14 protein-coding genes are annotated in these 17,524 nt (G+C 56.1%); 8 read left to right on the top strand and 6 right to left on the bottom strand.

The annotated features are described in order from the left end of the window. The first annotated feature begins 12 nt into the window (after positions 1 to 12). The 7 genes from XH81_RS30920 to XH81_RS30890 all read left to right on the top strand — a co-directional run bounded on the left by XH81_RS30920 (position 13) and on the right by XH81_RS30890 (position 7,296). Positions 13 to 975, top strand: coding sequence for a carbohydrate ABC transporter permease (locus tag XH81_RS30920; protein ID WP_271596571.1), 963 nt, complete (start codon positions 13 to 15; stop codon positions 973 to 975). Positions 976 to 987: 12 nt separating this feature from the next. Further along, positions 988 to 1,848, top strand: a complete 861-nt coding sequence (locus XH81_RS30915; RefSeq protein WP_271596570.1) for a carbohydrate ABC transporter permease — start codon at positions 988 to 990, stop codon at positions 1,846 to 1,848. After that, a complete protein-coding gene (locus XH81_RS30910) occupies positions 1,845 to 2,786 on the top strand; it encodes a ribokinase (protein WP_271596569.1) in 942 nt (313 codons plus the stop codon). Before XH81_RS30915 ends, XH81_RS30910 begins: the two co-directional genes overlap by 4 nt. Continuing rightward, entirely contained in the window at positions 2,783 to 3,553 is a 771-nt protein-coding gene (locus tag XH81_RS30905; protein ID WP_271596568.1) for an SDR family NAD(P)-dependent oxidoreductase, read from the top strand. Before XH81_RS30910 ends, XH81_RS30905 begins: the two co-directional genes overlap by 4 nt. Next, on the top strand, positions 3,546 to 4,373 hold the full coding sequence (locus XH81_RS30900; protein ID WP_271596567.1) for an HAD-IIA family hydrolase: 828 nt from the start codon (positions 3,546 to 3,548) through the stop codon (positions 4,371 to 4,373). The genes XH81_RS30905 and XH81_RS30900 overlap by 8 nt, the downstream gene beginning before the upstream one ends. Beyond that, entirely contained in the window at positions 4,373 to 5,485 is a 1,113-nt protein-coding gene (locus XH81_RS30895; RefSeq protein ID WP_271596566.1) for an ABC transporter ATP-binding protein, read from the top strand. Before XH81_RS30900 ends, XH81_RS30895 begins: the two co-directional genes overlap by 1 nt. Positions 5,486 to 5,616: 131 nt before the next feature. After that, positions 5,617 to 7,296: a phosphoenolpyruvate hydrolase family protein gene (locus tag XH81_RS30890; protein WP_271596565.1), complete on the top strand. Its 1,680-nt coding sequence runs from the start codon at positions 5,617 to 5,619 to the stop codon at positions 7,294 to 7,296. 1 nt (position 7,297) lies between these two features. Here XH81_RS30890 and XH81_RS30885 read toward each other — a convergent pair whose 3' ends face one another. The 6 genes from XH81_RS30885 to XH81_RS30860 form a co-directional block, all read right to left on the bottom strand. Beyond that, positions 7,298 to 7,918, bottom strand: coding sequence for a hypothetical protein (locus tag XH81_RS30885; RefSeq protein ID WP_271596564.1), 621 nt, complete (start codon positions 7,916 to 7,918; stop codon positions 7,298 to 7,300). Positions 7,919 to 8,333: 415 nt separating this feature from the next. Beyond that, positions 8,334 to 9,239 (bottom strand): NAD(P)-dependent oxidoreductase, encoded by a 906-nt coding sequence (locus tag XH81_RS30880; protein WP_271596563.1) that lies wholly within the window; start codon positions 9,237 to 9,239, stop codon positions 8,334 to 8,336. Continuing rightward, positions 9,236 to 9,919 (bottom strand): HAD family hydrolase, encoded by a 684-nt coding sequence (locus tag XH81_RS30875; protein WP_271596562.1) that lies wholly within the window; start codon positions 9,917 to 9,919, stop codon positions 9,236 to 9,238. Before XH81_RS30875 ends, XH81_RS30880 begins: the two co-directional genes overlap by 4 nt. Continuing rightward, entirely contained in the window at positions 9,919 to 11,493 is a 1,575-nt protein-coding gene (locus XH81_RS30870) for a hypothetical protein (RefSeq protein WP_271596561.1), read from the bottom strand. The genes XH81_RS30875 and XH81_RS30870 overlap by 1 nt, the downstream gene beginning before the upstream one ends. A gap of 1,102 nt (positions 11,494 to 12,595) precedes the next feature. After that, positions 12,596 to 14,305 carry a nodulation protein NodU gene (nodU, locus tag XH81_RS30865; protein WP_271596560.1) on the bottom strand — a complete coding sequence of 570 codons (1,710 nt, stop codon included), beginning with the start codon at positions 14,303 to 14,305 and terminating at the stop codon, positions 12,596 to 12,598. A 513-nt stretch (positions 14,306 to 14,818) separates the two neighbouring features. Next, positions 14,819 to 15,685, bottom strand: coding sequence for a hypothetical protein (locus XH81_RS30860; protein ID WP_271596559.1), 867 nt, complete (start codon positions 15,683 to 15,685; stop codon positions 14,819 to 14,821). A 686-nt stretch (positions 15,686 to 16,371) separates the two neighbouring features. On the opposite strand from XH81_RS30860, the gene XH81_RS30855 reads away from it, so the two are divergent. After that, complete coding sequence (locus tag XH81_RS30855; RefSeq protein ID WP_271596558.1) at positions 16,372 to 17,523, top strand: hypothetical protein; 1,152 nt, start codon at positions 16,372 to 16,374, stop codon at positions 17,521 to 17,523. Position 17,524: the final 1 nt, after the last annotated feature.

Below are 17,524 nucleotides of genomic sequence, written 5' to 3'. Positions count from 1 at the left end.
GAGAAGTGAGCGATGAACCTTCGAGGCATCGACGCAACCGTGACGCTACAATCATCGGTAGGCCAACTGGCACCGCCTAAAAAAGAGCAGGTGCAAAACGCCGGGCAGCATGCTTTTGACTGGTGGAGCCTTGCTGCGATTGCTCCCGCGATCATCATACTGCTCGGATTTCTTTTTCTGTTTGTCTACGGCGTCTTCCAATCGCTGACCGATCTCAAGTTTGGCCGTCCCCTGGTTCGCTTCATTGGCGTCACCAACTATGAAGTGGCAATCAAGACCCAAGATTTCTGGAACAGCGTGCGGGCGACCACGGTGTATGCCTGCTCCGCGGTCCTCGCGGAAGCGTTCTCTGGGCTTGCGCTCGCTAAATTGTTCGCAAGCCGTGTGTTTCTTGCACAACTGATGCGGCCTGTCATTCTCCTTCCGTTGGTATTGCCGCCAATGAGCGTTGCCTTGATGTGGACCACAATGATGGATCCACAAAACGGGATTCTGAACTATTTGCTTTCGCTCGTCGGGATCGGCCGCTTCGCATGGATTTCGGACGCCGGTACGGCGATGTTCTCGCTAGTTCTCATCGACATATGGACTTACACACCATTTTTTGCGCTCATCATCTTCGCCGGTTTGCAGGGCATTAACGAGGAGATCAGAGAAGCCGCGCGGATCAATGGCGCTAAGGGTTGGGCGACGTTCCTCCATATTGAGCTTCCGCTCATTGCACCGTATATCCTGATCGCCGCAGTCTTTCGGCTGATCGAGTCGCTCAATCAGTTCGATATCATCTTCGGAACAACCCAGGGCGGTCCAGGTGACAGTACCTCCGTGCTCTCGGTTCGCGCCTACATCACGGCCTTTCAAAACCTCTCCTTTGGGCGTGGTGCCGCGCTCATGGTTGTCAACTGGTTGATCGTGCTTCTCGGGACCTTGGCCATGGTAAAATTGTGGCGGTTGGTTCGGCAGCGCGTAAGCTAGAGGAGGCTGGCAATGCGCTTCAATCGCTCAACGCCAGCAAGCGTGTTCCTTAATGGACTGGTTGTTGTCTGTACGCTCATCCTGACATTTCCGCTGGTCTGGATCGTGATGATGTCGCTGAAGCATCAGGCCGAGGTCATGACCTGGCCGCCGCGCTTTGTCTTCACTCCAACATTTGAAAACTTCCGCGTTTTGTTCGATGCTGCTCAGGCCGGGGCGACAAGCTACGGCACCATCAAGGTTGATTTCCTGACGCCGGTTGCCAATAGCGTCGTGATATCGCTTGGCGCGGTGCTCGTATCGCTGATCGCCGGCGTGCCCGCAGGCTACGTCTTGGCAAGGCGTGATATCCCTAGGAAGGAGGACATCGCGTTCTTCATTCTGGGCTTCCGCTTCGCGCCGGCTCTCCTTGTCGTCATACCACTGTTCAGCGTGTTCCAAACAGTTGGCCTTTATGACACCTATTTCGGCATGATCTGGGTTTATCAGGTCGTCACGCTGCCAATGATCATCTGGCTAAGCCGATCATATATCGAGGACATCCCAAAGGACATTGAGGAGGCGGCGGCCATGGATGGTGCAAAGCCGTTCCGTGTAGTCTGGCACATCGTTCTTCCGCTTCTAAAGCCCGGCCTAATTGGCGCTTCATTGCTCATTTTCTTGCTTGCCTGGCACAATTTCGCTCTCGGCCTGATCCTCAGTTCGACGAAAGCGCCGGTCACCGTCGCCCTGCTCAAGCTGCTTAATCCAGGCGTTCAGTTCTATCCGGTCATGGCTGCGGGTTTGGTGGTGACCATGATTGTGCCGGTCGTCCTGATTATCCTTGGCCAGCGTCATCTCGAACGTGGCCTTACCTTCGGGGCCGTGAAATGAGCCCCAGACCATTGATGTTCTTCGGAACGACCAATCTTGACCTCTGCTTCAACGTCGAGCGGCTTCCAACGGCGGGTGAAAGCCTGATGGGAAGCTTAAAGCAGAATGCGGGAGGCAAGGGCGCAAACCAGGCAGTCGCCGCCGCTCGATTGGGGCTTCGGCCGAGCTTCTACACCCGGCTTGGCGATGATGATGCTGGCCGATCGTTGCTGCAAGCGCTGCGTGAGGCAGGTGTCCGCCTTGATGCCATTGAGGTATGCCCGGGGGAGATATCCGGTTCTGCTCTTGTCCTCGTCGGCGACGACGGCTCCAACATGATTGTCATAGACCCGGGCGCCAATGCAAATGTCACTCCGAGCATGGTCGAGAAGGCGGCCGAATTCATTGAGCGGGACGCAATCGTCGTTGCCGAAATGGGCATGCCGGTCCCCGCGCTCAATCACCTTTTTGCGTTGAAGAGCGTCAAGGAATTCGATCTCATTTTCAATCCGGCCCCCGTGAGGGCGGGCCTGTCGCCCGCGGCGTGGAGGAGTGTCGATTTCGTCACACCAAACCAGACGGAAGCTTTCGAACTCACCGGCGTCGAGGTGCATGACTTCGACGGCGCCGCTCATGCGGCTGGAAAGCTTCTCGATCTCGGGCCGAAAGCAGCGCTGATCACGCTAGGTGCGCAGGGAGCCTACTACGCCGATGCCAGCGCGACTTTCGCGCTCCGGGCATTTCCTGTGAAGGTCGTTGATACGACCGCCGCGGGAGATGCTTTTAATGGAGCTTTCGCAGCCTCTCTTGCTCATCGGTTGCCGATACGAGAAGCGATCAAAAAGGCGCTCGCGGTTGCCGCCTTATGTGTGACGCGACGCGGCGCCCAAAGATCGATGCCTAGCAGTTGGGCCGTCGACGAATTTCTGAATTCTCAATCGATCTTGGAGTTGGAATGACCGAACAGTTCTCAGTTGCAGACAGGACCGTGCTTGTGACCGGTGCAGGTGGAGGCATTGGCTCAGCCATAGCTAATGCTTTCCGTCAAGGCGGTGCGAACGTCCTGGCAACCGACGCGAATTTGGAAAACTTGCGAGTCATTCTGACTCGTTTGCCGCACGGCAATGGCATCCTACCAATGAGCATGGATGTGTCACGAGAAGATGATGTCGGCAGGGTGCTTGATGAGATCGCCAAGCGCTTCGGCAGGCTCGATGTCCTGATCAACAACGCCGGCATAAAATCGGCTCAGGCGCTTCTGACCGGAAATGCCGATCGAATCGAAAAAACCATCCAGATCAATTCCGTCGCAGTGCTTCGTTGCGCGAAGCTGGCGATTGAGCGCTTCATGAAGAGCAAGGGCGGCCGCATCGTCAATGTCGGGTCCTCGTTGTCATCTCAAGGTGCTGTTTTCAACTACCAGGCTGGCGGCGCCGACTATTGCTTGTCAAAAGCCATCGTGCACGATGTGACAAAGCTGCTCGCTTATGAATGTGCTCCGTTCAAGATCAACGTCAACGCGATTGCTCCCGGGATTATCGATACACCCATGCACGGGCGTCCGCGGGAGGAAACCGAAGCGCGCCATAGTGGCCGAATTCCGCTGGGCCGGGTCGGACTGCCGGAAGATATAGCAGGGTTTGCGGTGTTCCTGGCCAGCCCCGCAGCTTCCTACATGACCGGGCAGATTGTCCATGTGAACGGTGGGATGCTGATGAATGGTTAGCGTCAGCTCTAATATCAACTGGCCGCCGATTGAAGGGATTATTTCCGATCTGGATGGCGTCGTTTATCGTGGCGGCACCGCAATAGCGGATGCCATAGAAGCCTTTACGAGATGGCAGAAAGCAGGCGTGCCATTCTGCTTTGCGACGAACAATTCAACGCATACCCCGGAGGACGTCGTCGGCAGGCTGAGAGGATCTGGTCTTTCGATCGCACCGTCTCAGGTCGTTACAAGCGCTATCACCGCCGCAGGCCTCGTTCGAACCAATTATCCGCACCTAACACGAATCTATGTCATCGGAGCTCCCTCGCTTGTGACGGCCATGCGGGATGTTGGGCTGGAGGTCACTGACCGAGCGCCTGAAGCCGTTGTGATGGGGCTTGACCGGGATATCACGCATGAGAAGCTGCGAATCGCGGTTGAGTCAATCCTCAATGGAGCGGTGTTCATAGGAACCAATCCCGATCTTCTGCTGCCGACGGCCAGCGGGTTCGAACCTGGCGCTGGTGCGACCATTGCAGCTGTGGCCGCTGCTACGCAAGTGCAGCCTTCGATCGTTGGAAAGCCGCAAGTGCCGATGATCGAGACAGCGCTCTCGCGCCTCGGTACGAAACGCGGGTCGACCATCATGATCGGAGATCAAGTTCCTACTGATATTCAAGCCGGAAAGAGGGCGGGTCTTGCCACCGTGCTTGTTACAACCGGCGTGCCAACGCGTCAGGATCCATCCTTGATGGCTCCCGACTTCATCGTATCGAGCTTGCGCGAGATCGAGGTAAGTGCTGCTCGCGCGGCTCAACCGCGACAGAGGAGGGCATAATGGCCGACGTTCGCCTGGAGGGCCTCAAGAAGACGTTTGGGACAATCGAGATCCTGCGTAACATCGACCTGACTATCGATCACGGCGAATTTGTCGTCTTCGTTGGTCCGTCCGGGTCGGGCAAATCGACGCTTCTGCGCATGATTGGCGGGCTCGAGCCCATCAGCGGTGGGCGGCTCCTCATCGACAATGAGCTCGTCAATGACATCGATGCGGCCGATCGCAACCTCGGCATGGTCTTTCAAAGCTACGCTCTCTATCCGCATATGACGGTGAAAGAGAACCTGGCCTTTCCCCTGCGCATGGCCAAAGCCGCGAAAGCCGAGATCGCCGCGAAGATAGCCAAAACAGCATCGCTATTGCAGATCGACCATCTATTGGAGCGCAAGCCTCGACAACTTTCAGGAGGGCAACGCCAGCGCGTCGCAATCGGGCGCGCCATCATGCGAGAACCAAAAGTGTTCCTGTTTGATGAGCCCCTGTCCAACTTGGACACCGAGTTGCGCGTGCAAATGCGTGTTCAGATCGCCAAGCTCCACAACCAGCTCGGAAATACCATGATCTATGTGACGCATGACCAGGTCGAGGCGATGACCATGGCCGACAAGATCGTCGTCCTCAGGGACGGCAACATCGAACAGGTCGGCAGCCCCCACGATCTTTATCACAATCCGGCCTCGCGCTTTGTGGCGGGATTCATCGGCTCCCCGAAGATGAACTTCCTGGACGGCAAGGTCGAGGCAGCTCACGAAAATGGCCTAGACGTGCGACTGGAGGCCGGTTCTACAATCTTCGTTCCGGTCAAGCCAGACCAAGGCCTGGTTGGCAAGCCGGTCACCGTTGGAATTCGCCCGGATGACTTCTGCTCGCCGGCACCCAGGCAGCAAGAGATCTCTATTGGGCTCGAGGTGGATTTCGTTGAGCATCTCGGTAACGTCACGTACATCTACGGTGGTGCTGGACATGAAACCGTCGTTGCCAGGGCGCCACAATCCGGCTCGCGCAATCGCGCCGGAAAGCTCACTCTCTCAGCTGCTCCAGCCGATTGCCACCTGTTCATGAGCAATGGAAAGGCGGTACGGCGGTTGCAAGCGCCTGCGACTTGGAGCTAGTCTTGACGTCAGCCGTGCAATGAGGCCGGCTCAGGATCGATACTCGGACGGCTGAGGTGAAGGGAGCCGGCATCAGGCAGTTCTTCCGGAATTCCCGCTCGTTTGTGCTTGGAGCAGGAATAGGGTCGGGCATGACCGCCAGGGCCGCCGAACGCGCAGGCGCAGACTTCGTGCTCGCGCTCAATGCTGGCCGTTTTCGCGCGATGGGCGGCTCTTCGCCCGCCTCAATTCTTCCGATACGAAACACGAACGAGTTCGTAGCTAGTTTTGGTCGAACCGAGATCCTCCCGAGCACGAAATTGCCGGTGTTTTTCGGCGCCTGTACCTTCGATCCGCAGCTCGATATCGACCGCTTTCTCGATCGCATCATCGGCTGGGGCTTTTCCGGCGTAACCAACTTCCCTTCCATTATCCATATCGATGACGTCAGAAGAGCACTTCTCGAGAAGTGTGGGCTCGGCTATGAGCGGGAAATCGAACTTCTGGTGAAGGCGGCAAGACGTGGCCTCATGACGGTCGCCTACACCCGCACTCAGTCCGAAGCACGACGTATGGTTGAAGCGGGAGCTGAGGCGATCTGCATCAACTTCAATCTCAATCGGGAGTACGAAGGCGGGACCGACCCATCCATTAGCCTATCGGAGCTGGCTGCGCGGACAAGCGCGGTCGTGCGCGCGGCTCAATCTATCGACAAGGGCGTGATCTGTTTGCTTGGCGGCGGACCGATTACGAAGCCGGATGAATTGCTGGACATATGTCGAGAAACGGGTGTTAAGGGATTCATCGGCGGCTCATCGCTCGATCGCGTCCCACTGGAGATGTCGGTCCTTGAGGTTACCTCCGGGTTCAAGACCATCCACTTGCTGCGCGAGAAAGTTGATCTGCTCGAGCGCCAGCTTCAGTTGAGCGGCTTCACCCACGGCATCGTTGCACAGTCCTCGAGCATGAAGCGTGTGCTAGAGACTGCAAGGCGCTTGGCTGGTAACACCAATCCTGTGCTGGTGTGGGGCGAAGCGGGATCAGGCAAGCGACGCATAGCCAGCCTCATTCATGCCTTCAGCGACCGAAAGCGCACGAAGCCGGCGCTGTTTCAGTGTCGCCGCGGTCCGGCGATCGATACGATTGGTGCGCTGTTGGGTTCCGAGGGCCATGCGAACAGGAAACGACAACTATCGCTTCTGGAAGCCGCGAGCAATTCTACGGTTTTGCTGATGCATGTCGATCAGTTGACCTCGGATGGGCAAGAGCGCCTGGCCGACTATCTCGAGACGGGTAGTTTCACGCCCCTGGACGGCGTATCCGTTCTAAGATCGAATGCCCGCATTGTTGCAACCGCGACTGTAGCTCGCGGAGCCGGCTTGGAGAGTGTTCTATCTCGACGCCTTCTTTCACTCTTTGTTGGGTTAGACATAGAGCTTCCCGCTTTGCCGAACCGGCTGGAGGACCTTCCGCAGCTCATTCAGCATTTTACCGTAGAGGCCAAGGGGGATTCGAACGCTCAGATTTTGGCGATAGAAAAATCTGCGTTCTTAGCGCTGGCAGGGCATCATTGGCCCGGAAACTTGAGAGAATTGCGCCAGATCGTCAATCAACTTGTCGCACAGAAAGATGCTCACATAGTCGCGGAGGTACTCAAGCCGTTATTGAGTAGTGGAGTACACCCCAAGCCGACATCGGCGTTCTCGGAGCGCGAGTGGATCATCGATGGCCTGAAAAGAAACAGGCTGCATCGCGGAAAGACTGCGGATTTTCTAGGACTTTCGAGAAAGACACTTTACAACAAGATGAAGAAATTGCGGATCTTAGAGTAGCCTATTCTCGCTTTTTGCGTCCAGTTTCTTTCGAACTCGTCGCACCCGAGAGCGAGAATTGTGGTGTCGATAATTCCTGTTGGCCACCGCTGACCAATTCCATCTCGTCCTCAATCCTCATCGCAAGATCCTCTTCCCGCACATGCAATATACCTTGCAGACTGGAACTTAGTCGCCTCTCGGCCACCGTAATTTCGGATTCCGTAGTAGCAGCGAACATCGTTTTGAAGTTTAGGCTTGCGAACCATTCCATACGCCGAAGTTCGATCTCCCGGCCTGGACTTAATGGCATGCCAACCGGCGGCCACTCAATGATCGATGCAGGTGGGAAATTAACCACTCCGGAAATTCCCGCACCTTTCAATAAGTCCCGAAAATCTTCCCAGCAGGCGAAAGGGTCTATCATGACCATCGCCGCATAAACGTGAACGCATCCTTTGTCGGACAGGGCTCGCAAGTCTCGCAAAAGGCAGTCGTTCCAGTCAATGACAGGCAACGTTGCCATCACAAGCAACGATCCTTCTGGCAGGCTTCGCAAGGAAGGAGCGTAGATCCGCGGCGGCGAGCCATTGACTGCTGTCGAAACAGCGGTGGCGAGCCTGGAGACAAGTTTAGCCTTCACGGTGTTATCCGATCTGCTCAATTCGGAATTGTACCCCTTCTATAGACGATTTTCGATCTAGTGTAGACTAGCGTTGATCCGAGCGGGAACGGATCGTTTTCGATACTAAGCGCGGCGGGCAACTCAGGCCCTACGCCCGCCGGTGAGTCATTCTTAAGAAAGGCCACAGAGACGCGGCCGCCGGGCGGTGATACAATGACGGCCAGATCCGAAGATGAAATAGTCGCCCAGGATTGCTCTACAGGGCGGGCGATGCCGCGCAATCCTTCGCAAAAAGGAGAGGCTTGCTTTACAAAGACGCGATCGCGCCGGCGCGCCAATCGCTACGAGACGGCGTCTTGAATGTACTCTCGCCAGCCTCCAACCAGAAGCATATGGACAGCGACCTTGCCTCGGGCCCCAGAGGTCTAAGAGTTTATCTGTGAGACAAATGAGGTAACGTCAGTTCGGCTTTTCCGTCCGAGACCGCAGCATTTAAGCTGGCGGCAGCAGCAGACAGGACTGGCACCGAAACTGAACTTTCGTTTGCTAGGCGTACTGCACACTCAATATCCTTTGCAGCATTCGCGATGGAGATCGCCAGTACATCCGGTTTCTCGCCCAACAAGAAGGCAGCGAAGGCTTGGAATATTCCGCTATTGGTGGAGCCACGACTAACCAAAGAGCGAAGCGTCACAAGATCGATGTCGAGACCATTTGCGAATTGGCAGACCTCTCCTGCTACCGCCGCTATTCCCATCGTCATGCTGTTATAAACAAGCTTGAGCTTGTGACCTTGTCCAACATCTCCGACATGGAATACGCTCTCACAAAATGCACTGAGAATGCCTTCAGCAACCGGAAAAACAGCGTCAGTCGATCCAACGATCGCGTTGAGAAGGCCAAACTCCGCTTGCTCGGGGCTGCGAGTTACTGGGGCGTCTATGAAGTGCAGGCCACCTTTTTGAGCCTGCTGGGCTAGAGCGATTGTCGAAGCAGGATAGGAGGTGGTGCAGTCAATTATCAAATCGCCTCGAGACATATGAACAAAAAGCCCATCTTGCGCAAGGCACACTTTCTCAACTTCGCGGCTCGACGGCAAAGACAACACCACAGCACTTACCTGCCGCGCCAACTCAGCGATGGAGGAATGTTCACGGGCACCCGCGCTGGCCAAGCGATCCGCACCGGCACGATTCTTGTTGGCTTTGATATGCAACTCGACGTGCCGACGCAATAGGCTCAGCCCAATTCCGGTGCCCATACGCCCGACCCCGACAAGCCCGACTTTTTGCTTCGCCGTTCTAGCGCCGGCGTTCGGTGGTGGTTCTTCGCCAATCATGATTCACCCTGAAAAAACCCGTGACTTTGTAAGATGGGTAACAATTCATGATAATTGGTAATCGTGTAGTCTGGACGCGCCGCGCGCAAGCGCGCGTCCGAAACAAATCCTCCTGTAATGGATATGCTCTTCAGCCCGAGATCGCGTGCAATGTCCATTTCGACGGGCATGTCGCCGATGATGAAGGTACAGCCAGGGTCTAGTCTGTTCTTCTGCAGGTACAAACGAAGTCGTTCTCCCTTGCTCATGGATTTGTACTGAGTGGCGCGACTTTCAAAAGCCAGCACATCCTTGATGTAGTCGCTGATCCCGAGTCTTATCAATTGGGCCCGAAGGGGGGCAACTATATGATTGCTCACGATTATGGGTAGAGCGGCTTCGCGGTGCGCTAGCTCCAACATTCTGCGCGCGCCTTCGCGCAGAGCGGCCTTTTCCGCAAGAGGTTCGTAGGTGTCATGAAAGACAGCACTCCCATTGCGGCCCACAGCCGCAATCTCTTGCTGCGACATCCCGAGACTACGATAAAGAATAGACAACGGAACGTCGCAGTGTTCCCGAAGCGTGGCCATGTCGATCGTTGCATGGCCAAAGTGGGCGAGAATAGCGTTGGTGGTTTGGAGCAGCGCGGAGGCATCATCTAGCAATGTTCCATTCCAATCGAAAGCGAGGACTGGTTTCACTATTCAACCTCTCGCTCGATTGAGTTCAGACAGCTGCCGACCAATGCTCGCAAATTCCTGTCTGCTCGTTGCTGTCCCGCAGGAGTAGGCATCTTGAATGTAAAGGGAGACAAATCGAAGCCCTCCAATCTGTGGGCTAGTAACGATACCAGGAGGTGGAAGGGCAGATAGGACAGCGTGGCTGCGTTGATGGATGCCGCCATACAATCCTCGATGCTTCTCAGAACTTCGGGCTTCATCCGGTGAAAGCGGAGGCTTTGCGCGCGCTTTTCAGGCGGCAGGCGCTTCCATGTCTGCCAAAATACGAGCTCTTCTAGTGTGTCGATACCGATGCCGTAGTAGTTCGGAGCTACGATTGGTGGCGAACCGATTGCCCAATGTACGGCCGTGGCTCCAGCGGCAAGGAGCATTCGCGTAACGGCTCGGCTCGTATCGCCGCGAATGAGAGCCTCGTCGACCATTATTATTGTTTTTCTAGAGAGGTTAGGCTCCGACACTCGGTACTTTTGAGCAATGCGAGACTGTCGTTCCTCCAGCGTGCCGATAAGGGTTCGTTCAACAAATCGCGTTGCAATGACTTCGCGACGTTCGGCGAAAACGTTGTGTCCAGCGAGCGATGCAAACAGCCCGTCCGCGTACGGGCCCCCCGTACGCGGCATGGAGGACACGATTATAGGCGTTGAGTATGATTTTGTTTGCAGTCGCTGCGAAACAGGTCCGCCCAAGGCGACGCCGATGTTGTAGCGGGTTTTGAAATGTGACTGGCCTTGGATCGTCGTGTCTGAACGTCCCAAATAGAGGGTTTCGTATACGCAGAGTTTGGCCGTGTATCGCCCAGTGCTTACGGAATGATCCTTGCTGCGTCCGGTTTGACCGTCTACATACTGTATGTGGCCGGGCGAGAGTTGCTGCGTCGTACCTTCAAAAGCAGTAAATGCGGAATTTTCGGAGGCAAATAGCAAATACCCGTCACTTGTTCGCATGGTCTCCAAAGGGCGCAGACCGCTTTGACTGCGGTATGCGACAAGGTTTCCTTCGTGGTCCAGAACGAGCGCGCTAATGGCGCCATCAATACGCCCATCAAGCTCGCGAAAGACGGCTTCGTAATTGGTGGGGAGGCCGTGGCGCCAATACGTTTGTTCACAGGAACGTTCAATCCATTGGAGCAGGATCTCAGCGTCGCTATCAGGAACTAACGGTTGCCCTTGACCAAACAATTCTCCTCGGAGTTCTGCGGCATTGACTAAAGCTCCATCCAGAGAGATTGCTAAATGGTGGCTGACGTTGACATTGCTTCTAATTAGGCGAAGGTTGCCGGGTCGGGCATGGATCTGGGCAATTGCGACATGTGGGCGAAAACTCGAGTCCTGTTCAATGGGCTCTATACGCACTGAGGCGCGCAATGAAGGAAGCGCTGTCGCATATCGAATGCCACGCTTGTACATGAACGCAGCAATTCCGACGCCGGCCTGTCCACGAAGTGTCAGTTTCGAAACAATGTGTTCGAGACGTTCGTAGACGGTCGCACTGGAAATTCTTGGCGGACATAAAAACGCACCCGCGACACCGGACATTCACGTTTCCTCTTGGTAGAACTGCCTCGTTGCCCGCAAACGGGCCGACGCATCTGGTCTAAACGGGGCTGGCTCGCCTTAAGCAATCATCGTACCAACGGTTGCGAGCTCGGCGGACACGCCACCGGAGCAATGGGACTGAAAGTTCGTGGAGTGTTTTCCCTGGCGGGATGAGGTTTGTTGTCTGTATCCCGACACTCGTGTCCTGACTGCGACGAGTTAGTGCGAACAGCACAAAGCCAACCAGATGGTGTCGCCGTTAGCGCAGTCTACGGCTAGCTTGCGTGCGGCTTACTTGCGAGGGCGTGAACAAATCCAGCGCGGCCGTGCTCGTGCAAGGCCTGCCTCAGTACTTGGCCGGAATCAGCTACCGACATCATTGATTGATCAAGGCGTGTTGCTGGCAATGATCGGCGGGCGATCGGTGCGGTCAAGCCTATCTGGGAATAGTCGAGCGTACAGAGCGTTGACTCTTGCGGCGTCAATAGACCTGCGGAGGCAGCGCACGCTTGGGGCAGAGTTATCGATTGTATCAATTGCGAAAGCAGCTTCGCAAAGCGGAGCATTGGCAAGACTCACTCCACGTGCCCGGGATGAAGAGACGTCCTTCCGAACGGCCGTGAAACTCTAAGACCGAGTCATTTGTTGCTCAGCCCAATCTCCTGCATCCCTGCGAGGACGACGTCCCGCGCCGCTGGCGTCATCATTTTGGCTGCGACCGGCAGAGCCAGGCAACGAGACGGCGTATACCGAAATCTCGATCTTGAGTCACAGCGACAGTCAGACTGCGTGGTTGTCCGAAGCCGGCTTTGTTGTATGACCGCCCATTTGAGCCGGCTAACGTTGCCGATCTCATCGACCCACCGCATCCAGCCTTTGGCTGTACTGATCGCCCCAGACTGCTCGGCTGCCTGATTACGGGACGTCCCGCCCTCAATTGCGGCCACGAGACACTTGCGCAGGTGGAGAGAATACGGGTTGTCCGTCCAAGTCGACGTCCTATCCTACCAACATAGTGAGCCAAAAATGCAAAGGAGTTCAACTAATCTCCTCCCGCTTACGTCGTCGAAAGATGCCGTAGCGAGCTGGACCGGCATCTCGCTTACGCAGTTTTCGTCCACAAGACGCCGTCAGACCACACGTGCTCTACACGTCCCCACTCGCAGGAGGCCGCCACATGCGGGAAGAATCCACGTCCGTTGTGGTTGGCACTCGTATTGCAAAGCAGCGGAATGCCCGTGAGCTTTTCGTATTCGACGAGAAGTTCGGCGACCCGGTGCTGAGAGTTTCTGCAAACTGTCTGCAGTCGAGCTGACCCATCGAGATGTACAACAGCAGGGATTTTGTCTCGCCATTCTGCGCGCGTCTCGTGATCGAACAACATGTGGGGGTCCGGCGTTCCCGGGTTGAAAATATCAGGCGCGCGATCCTCAAGACATATCGGCGCCACCGGCCGGAAGTGCTCGCGAAGCTTGATATCGTTCAGATGATCCTTCATTTGGGATGAGGTCGCGGCCGCGAGAATGCTTCTGCTACCCAATGCCCGAGGTCCCAGTTCGGCGCGGCCGGCAAGGAAAACGACGGGCTTGTTGCGGGTGAGCATGGTCGCAAGTTCATGCATACTACACGGCGAGGCTTCCCAGTCGGGTGGCACGTCGCTCTTTTGTAGCATTGGACCGCTATATACCGACCATTCCAGCGGCCCAAAGCCGTTGTCGGCCGCCATTGCGCAGCACGCTGCTCCGATTGCCGAGCCGCTGTCATTCGGGAACGGGGGCACCCAGACGGTATCGAACAGGCCTGTCGCACGTAATGCGCTGTTCCACTTGATATTGAGGCCGCAGCCCCCGGCTATGCACAAATGCGCCGTCAAGTGCGAATGCCGCTGCAAAGCAATGGCTAATTCGCGGACGAGCAGACGTTCGAGGAAGCAATGAAAAGATGCGAGCACATCTTGGGGACGTGCGGTCGCCAAGTGTTGCGCGCTCGCGTCAAAAAAATCATGCAAATTAGACAGCGCCGATTCCATACTCTCGATGTCGGTCCGAAAGCTGGCAAGCGTCGTATCGGCCGCAAAGCGCTCCTGGTAGACGTCTTGAAAGATCTTGATGATTTCTTCGTCGACAGACCCGAGCGCGATATAGGCCATTAATTTGCCGGCAACACCCAGGTTGAGCTTGCCGGCACCACCAGGGTCCACTTCGCCAGGGTCACCCAGGTCCCAGTTTGAGCGCTTGATCTGCCTATACGGGCCAAAGTGAAGCCCCGCGACGGCATAGACGTGCCCAACCATCGGGAATAGGCATTCGATGAATCGGGCGCTTCTGCGATCTACATAATAGAGACGTGGAAAGGTGCCGCCGTCCCAGACGAGGCAAAATGCAGGCTCTCCAACTTTGGCGAAGGGGCTGGTACAGTATGCCGACGCCACATGGCTAGCGACATGCGGAAAGCTTCTATAAGGAAAATCTCTGCCGTTGAGCCTCAGGCCAACGGCGTCCCGCGAGGTGAGAAGTCCTTCTGGACGACACTCGACATACGGCCCGCCTTTTAGAGTGACGGGTGCAGTGCCGCTGAAGACCCGGAACTGCGACTTCACTCTTCCCGCCCAACCATCGACTACAAACTTGTCAACTTCCTTTGGATCCAGACCATGCTCCGCCAAGGCATCGACAATCGCATCAAGGTTGTCGATCGTTTGATATCGCGGATTATTGTTGCGCTTCTCCTGCTCGACGCAAAAAATAAGCCGGTCGTCCTGAATCAGAGCAACTGCTCCGTCATGCGACAGCTTGATACCGCAAATGCGCATAATGTCTTCCTATTTGCGCGACATGAGCTGAAAATCGAGCTGGACGCGGAGAGCCTGGAAGCAGGCGCTTTTCACAGTCGATTCCATCTCTTGGCACGCTTTGCTTGTGTTCGACTTCGGTTACTGTTCATGCCGTAACTCGTCTCGATAAGCGTTTCCGGATTGGCGCCCAGCCTCTACCACGGGAGTCCGATCGTAGATGCCGGGCGAGCAGTGCACGATTGAAGTCAATACAAGTGGGAGCAAGTCAGCAGCAGACAGCCGCAGCATGTCGCGGATTTCGGGTTCATTCCTCTGCTGCCGTTGCCCCGGCTCGTCGCAAGGAGCGAAGCCCGTCACCCAAATGTGTGACAGCCGCCGTGATGCCCTCCACAGGCCAGACGCGATCGGTGGGCGAGACGGTAGCGATTGGTCGAAATGCCAGGTCGGGCTTCGTTCGGTTGAGAGTTTGTTACCACACCCTGTGCTAACACCAGATCGCTACTTGATCGTCGGAAAAGCTCAGTTGAGCTTTCAATGCTTCTCAAATCCGACCATTTTCATAGTCCAGCGGTTGACGCCTCCCTTATCGTTGCGATGAACGAACATCTTCCTGATCGTTGTCTCGAGAGTTCTGCGTTCGATTCCGGATAGGAACGGGATGTCAAGCTGACGGGTCTGAGTGAATTTCTCCACGACTGTCTCGGTTGAATCGCAGGGCGGGAGCTGTGAGGCAATCCCGTGCGTGGTGTGGAGATCCTCGATAAAGTAGAACCCTCCCGGCTCGACGATCGGAAACAGCTTCGCTAGAGCAAGCTGCTGATGATAAGCAGCGTGTGAAGCATCATCGATAATGATCTTTACTGGAGGGAGCGAATTCGCAAGGTGTTCCAGGGCTACAGCATCGCCCATATCAAGGCGTTCGAAGCGGAAGCGATCCATTTTGAAGGCGCTGAAATCTGCGATGTCGCAGCCGACGATCTCGGCGTTGGGAAAGAACTCCAACCACATCTTGATAGATGGAATATCGTCAACCTTGCGACCGACCATTATATTAGGATCGAGAGAACCGTTCCCGTGCTGCAATCCAATCTCGACCATCGTGAAGGGTTCGTGCCGGAATTCCTCGAACAAAAAAGAGTAGAAGCTGGTGTAGCCATGGGCGTCGCCAATTTCATCCCCCTTATCGGTTCCTAGGGTATTTGCTCGTTTGGTCAAATTTGGAAAGCTCATTGCAACACTCACCTGGATCATTTCGGCCGGATAGCTTGTTCGTTTCAAATAGAGTGCCAAAAGAGCAGTACTGATTTCGATGGCCAATTTCCATTTGGGAGCTGTCGCAAGCGGGACAAACGGGCGCAAATCCGACAACCTGTTGTAGTCATGATGAAGCTGCGCCATCACCCATCTCTGCGCGATGAACGAATGCGCCAGAGACATGCGAATTAGAAAGTTGCAGTCTCTTGGCCTTCCGCCTTCCGTTTTGACTCAAAAAGCGTTGCTGGCATGCGTATGCGCCATCCTGGATCTGATCGAGACGGGTCTAGTGCATCGCCAAGCGCAGCTCGGGCTTGCTACGTCCTGCGAACTCCCGAACTGCACGATCGATACAAAGAGGCAGGAGCGGCACGGAGTGCGTTCGCACAACCGTGGCCATACCGATCCGCAGCTGGGCCAAAGACTACTCTTGAGCTGTCTCTAGGAAAATTACCGCAGTCGGCCGCCTCTTCATCCAACTTGATCCCGTCTCAACACTGCGGAGCCCAAGCATGTCCTGCCGAGTCTATGCCGATTTCTAAGAATTGAGGTCGGTGCCATCAGCCGCAAGATGGACGAACACTGTCGAGGGGCGGACTGCCGATCAACCTCAACGCCTAAACATCCCCTCTTGCCGCTTGGTGAGGCGGGCGTTCGTGCGCCGGACAAGCCTCAACGGACGGGTCTCTCAAAATCGTTGCTAGCGAAATTTCCCGTCGCCAACGCGATGGGCTATCTCAATTGTGATTGAACTAGCGCAAGACATTGTGCAAGGTGGGATTGCCGTGTGGGCTCCCTTAAGGCCTGGGCAGACAATCAAGAGGACGCAAATGCAAAGAAGCTGGGATGAGGCCGTCAACCTGATGAGAGAACGCATCGAGGGGACGATCAGGCAAGTAAACGAGGGTTTCCCGCACTGGGCCGATCCCCATACCGGGATATGGCGGACGACCGAAAATGGTGACTGGACGGGTGGTTATTGGCTCGGGATGCTATGGCTGGTTTCCCGGGAGGAGGGCGGGGCGCGATATCGCCGTCTAGCTGAGACGGTTTGCGCGCGCCTGGCTCCGCGAATTACCGACGATACGGCCTTCAAAGGGGCGACTTTCTATTACGGTGCAGGACTGGGTTCCCTGCTTGCGGGAAGCGAGTCAGCTCGCGCATTGGGGCTCGCCGCGGCGTCCGACCTCAAGCGACGTTTCAATCCGTCGCTCGGTTTGGTTCCCTTGGGAGCCAAGGCAGAAGAGGGCTCGCACGTCGGCCAGACCGCGAGCAGCATCGACAGCCTCGTAGTTTCCCTGTTGCTGTTCTGGGCGGCGCAGCAATCCGGTGACCTTGAGACCAAGGATATTGCTAAGCGTCACACAGCAAGGGTGCTCGCGCTTCATCAACGCGAGGACGGCGCCTTCATCCAATCCTCAAAACTGGACCCGAAAACCGGAGAACTTCTGGAGCGCTACACTCATAAGGGTTACAGCGCGAACAGCGTCTGGGCGAGGGCACAGGCATGGGGCGTCTTGGGAGCCACGATTAGTTGCCTTTCGGGCGGCATTGACGAAGGCTTCCTTGCCGCGGCGGTGAAGGGAGCGGATTGGTGGATCGACCACGCCCCCGCCGACGGCGTTTCGTACTGGGATTTTGACGATCCGGCGGCTCCCAACACCGAGCGTGACACTGCTGCTACCGCGTTCATGACATCGACTTTGCTGAAATTGAGCTCAATCGTGCCGTCCGAGGGTCAGCGTCGGAAATACCGAGACGCTGCGGAGAAGGCAGCGGCCGCGCTAGTGGGCGGCTTTCTGACGCCGGTGCGCCCTGAAGACAGAAGGCCCGTCGGCATGTTGGTGGAGGGCTGCTTCAACAAAAGAGAAGATTCCCGCCGCGAGGATTTCATCAACAACGCCGAACTTATCTTCGGCAGCTACTACCTGTTCGAGGCGCTGCTCATCCTTAGCGGCCGCCTGCAGCCGTCCGATGTCTAGG

It is taken from the genome of Bradyrhizobium sp. CCBAU 25360 (assembly GCF_028128695.1).
GTDB classification, from domain to species: Bacteria; Pseudomonadota; Alphaproteobacteria; order Rhizobiales; family Xanthobacteraceae; genus Bradyrhizobium; species Bradyrhizobium ottawaense.
Note: the sequence above shows the minus strand (reverse complement) of the source record. Positions and strands in the feature narration are given on the sequence as shown.

Excerpts from the sequence above, each read along its gene's own strand:
- XH81_RS30880 (WP_271596563.1), bottom strand. The coding sequence starts at position 9,239 with ATGATTGGCGAAGAACCACCACCGAACGCCGGCGCTAGAACGGCGAAG.
- XH81_RS30890 (WP_271596565.1), top strand. The coding sequence starts at position 5,617 with ATGACCGCCAGGGCCGCCGAACGCGCAGGCGCAGACTTCGTGCTCGCG.
- XH81_RS30915 (WP_271596570.1), top strand. The coding sequence starts at position 988 with ATGCGCTTCAATCGCTCAACGCCAGCAAGCGTGTTCCTTAATGGACTG.
- XH81_RS30905 (WP_271596568.1), top strand. The coding sequence starts at position 2,783 with ATGACCGAACAGTTCTCAGTTGCAGACAGGACCGTGCTTGTGACCGGT.
- XH81_RS30910 (WP_271596569.1), top strand. The coding sequence starts at position 1,845 with ATGAGCCCCAGACCATTGATGTTCTTCGGAACGACCAATCTTGACCTC.
- XH81_RS30920 (WP_271596571.1), top strand. The coding sequence starts at position 13 with ATGAACCTTCGAGGCATCGACGCAACCGTGACGCTACAATCATCGGTA.
- XH81_RS30900 (WP_271596567.1), top strand. The coding sequence starts at position 3,546 with ATGGTTAGCGTCAGCTCTAATATCAACTGGCCGCCGATTGAAGGGATT.
- XH81_RS30855 (WP_271596558.1), top strand. The coding sequence starts at position 16,372 with ATGCAAAGAAGCTGGGATGAGGCCGTCAACCTGATGAGAGAACGCATC.
- XH81_RS30870 (WP_271596561.1), bottom strand. The coding sequence starts at position 11,493 with ATGTCCGGTGTCGCGGGTGCGTTTTTATGTCCGCCAAGAATTTCCAGT.
- nodU (WP_271596560.1), bottom strand. The coding sequence starts at position 14,305 with ATGCGCATTTGCGGTATCAAGCTGTCGCATGACGGAGCAGTTGCTCTG.
- XH81_RS30860 (WP_271596559.1), bottom strand. The coding sequence starts at position 15,685 with ATGGCGCAGCTTCATCATGACTACAACAGGTTGTCGGATTTGCGCCCG.
- XH81_RS30895 (WP_271596566.1), top strand. The coding sequence starts at position 4,373 with ATGGCCGACGTTCGCCTGGAGGGCCTCAAGAAGACGTTTGGGACAATC.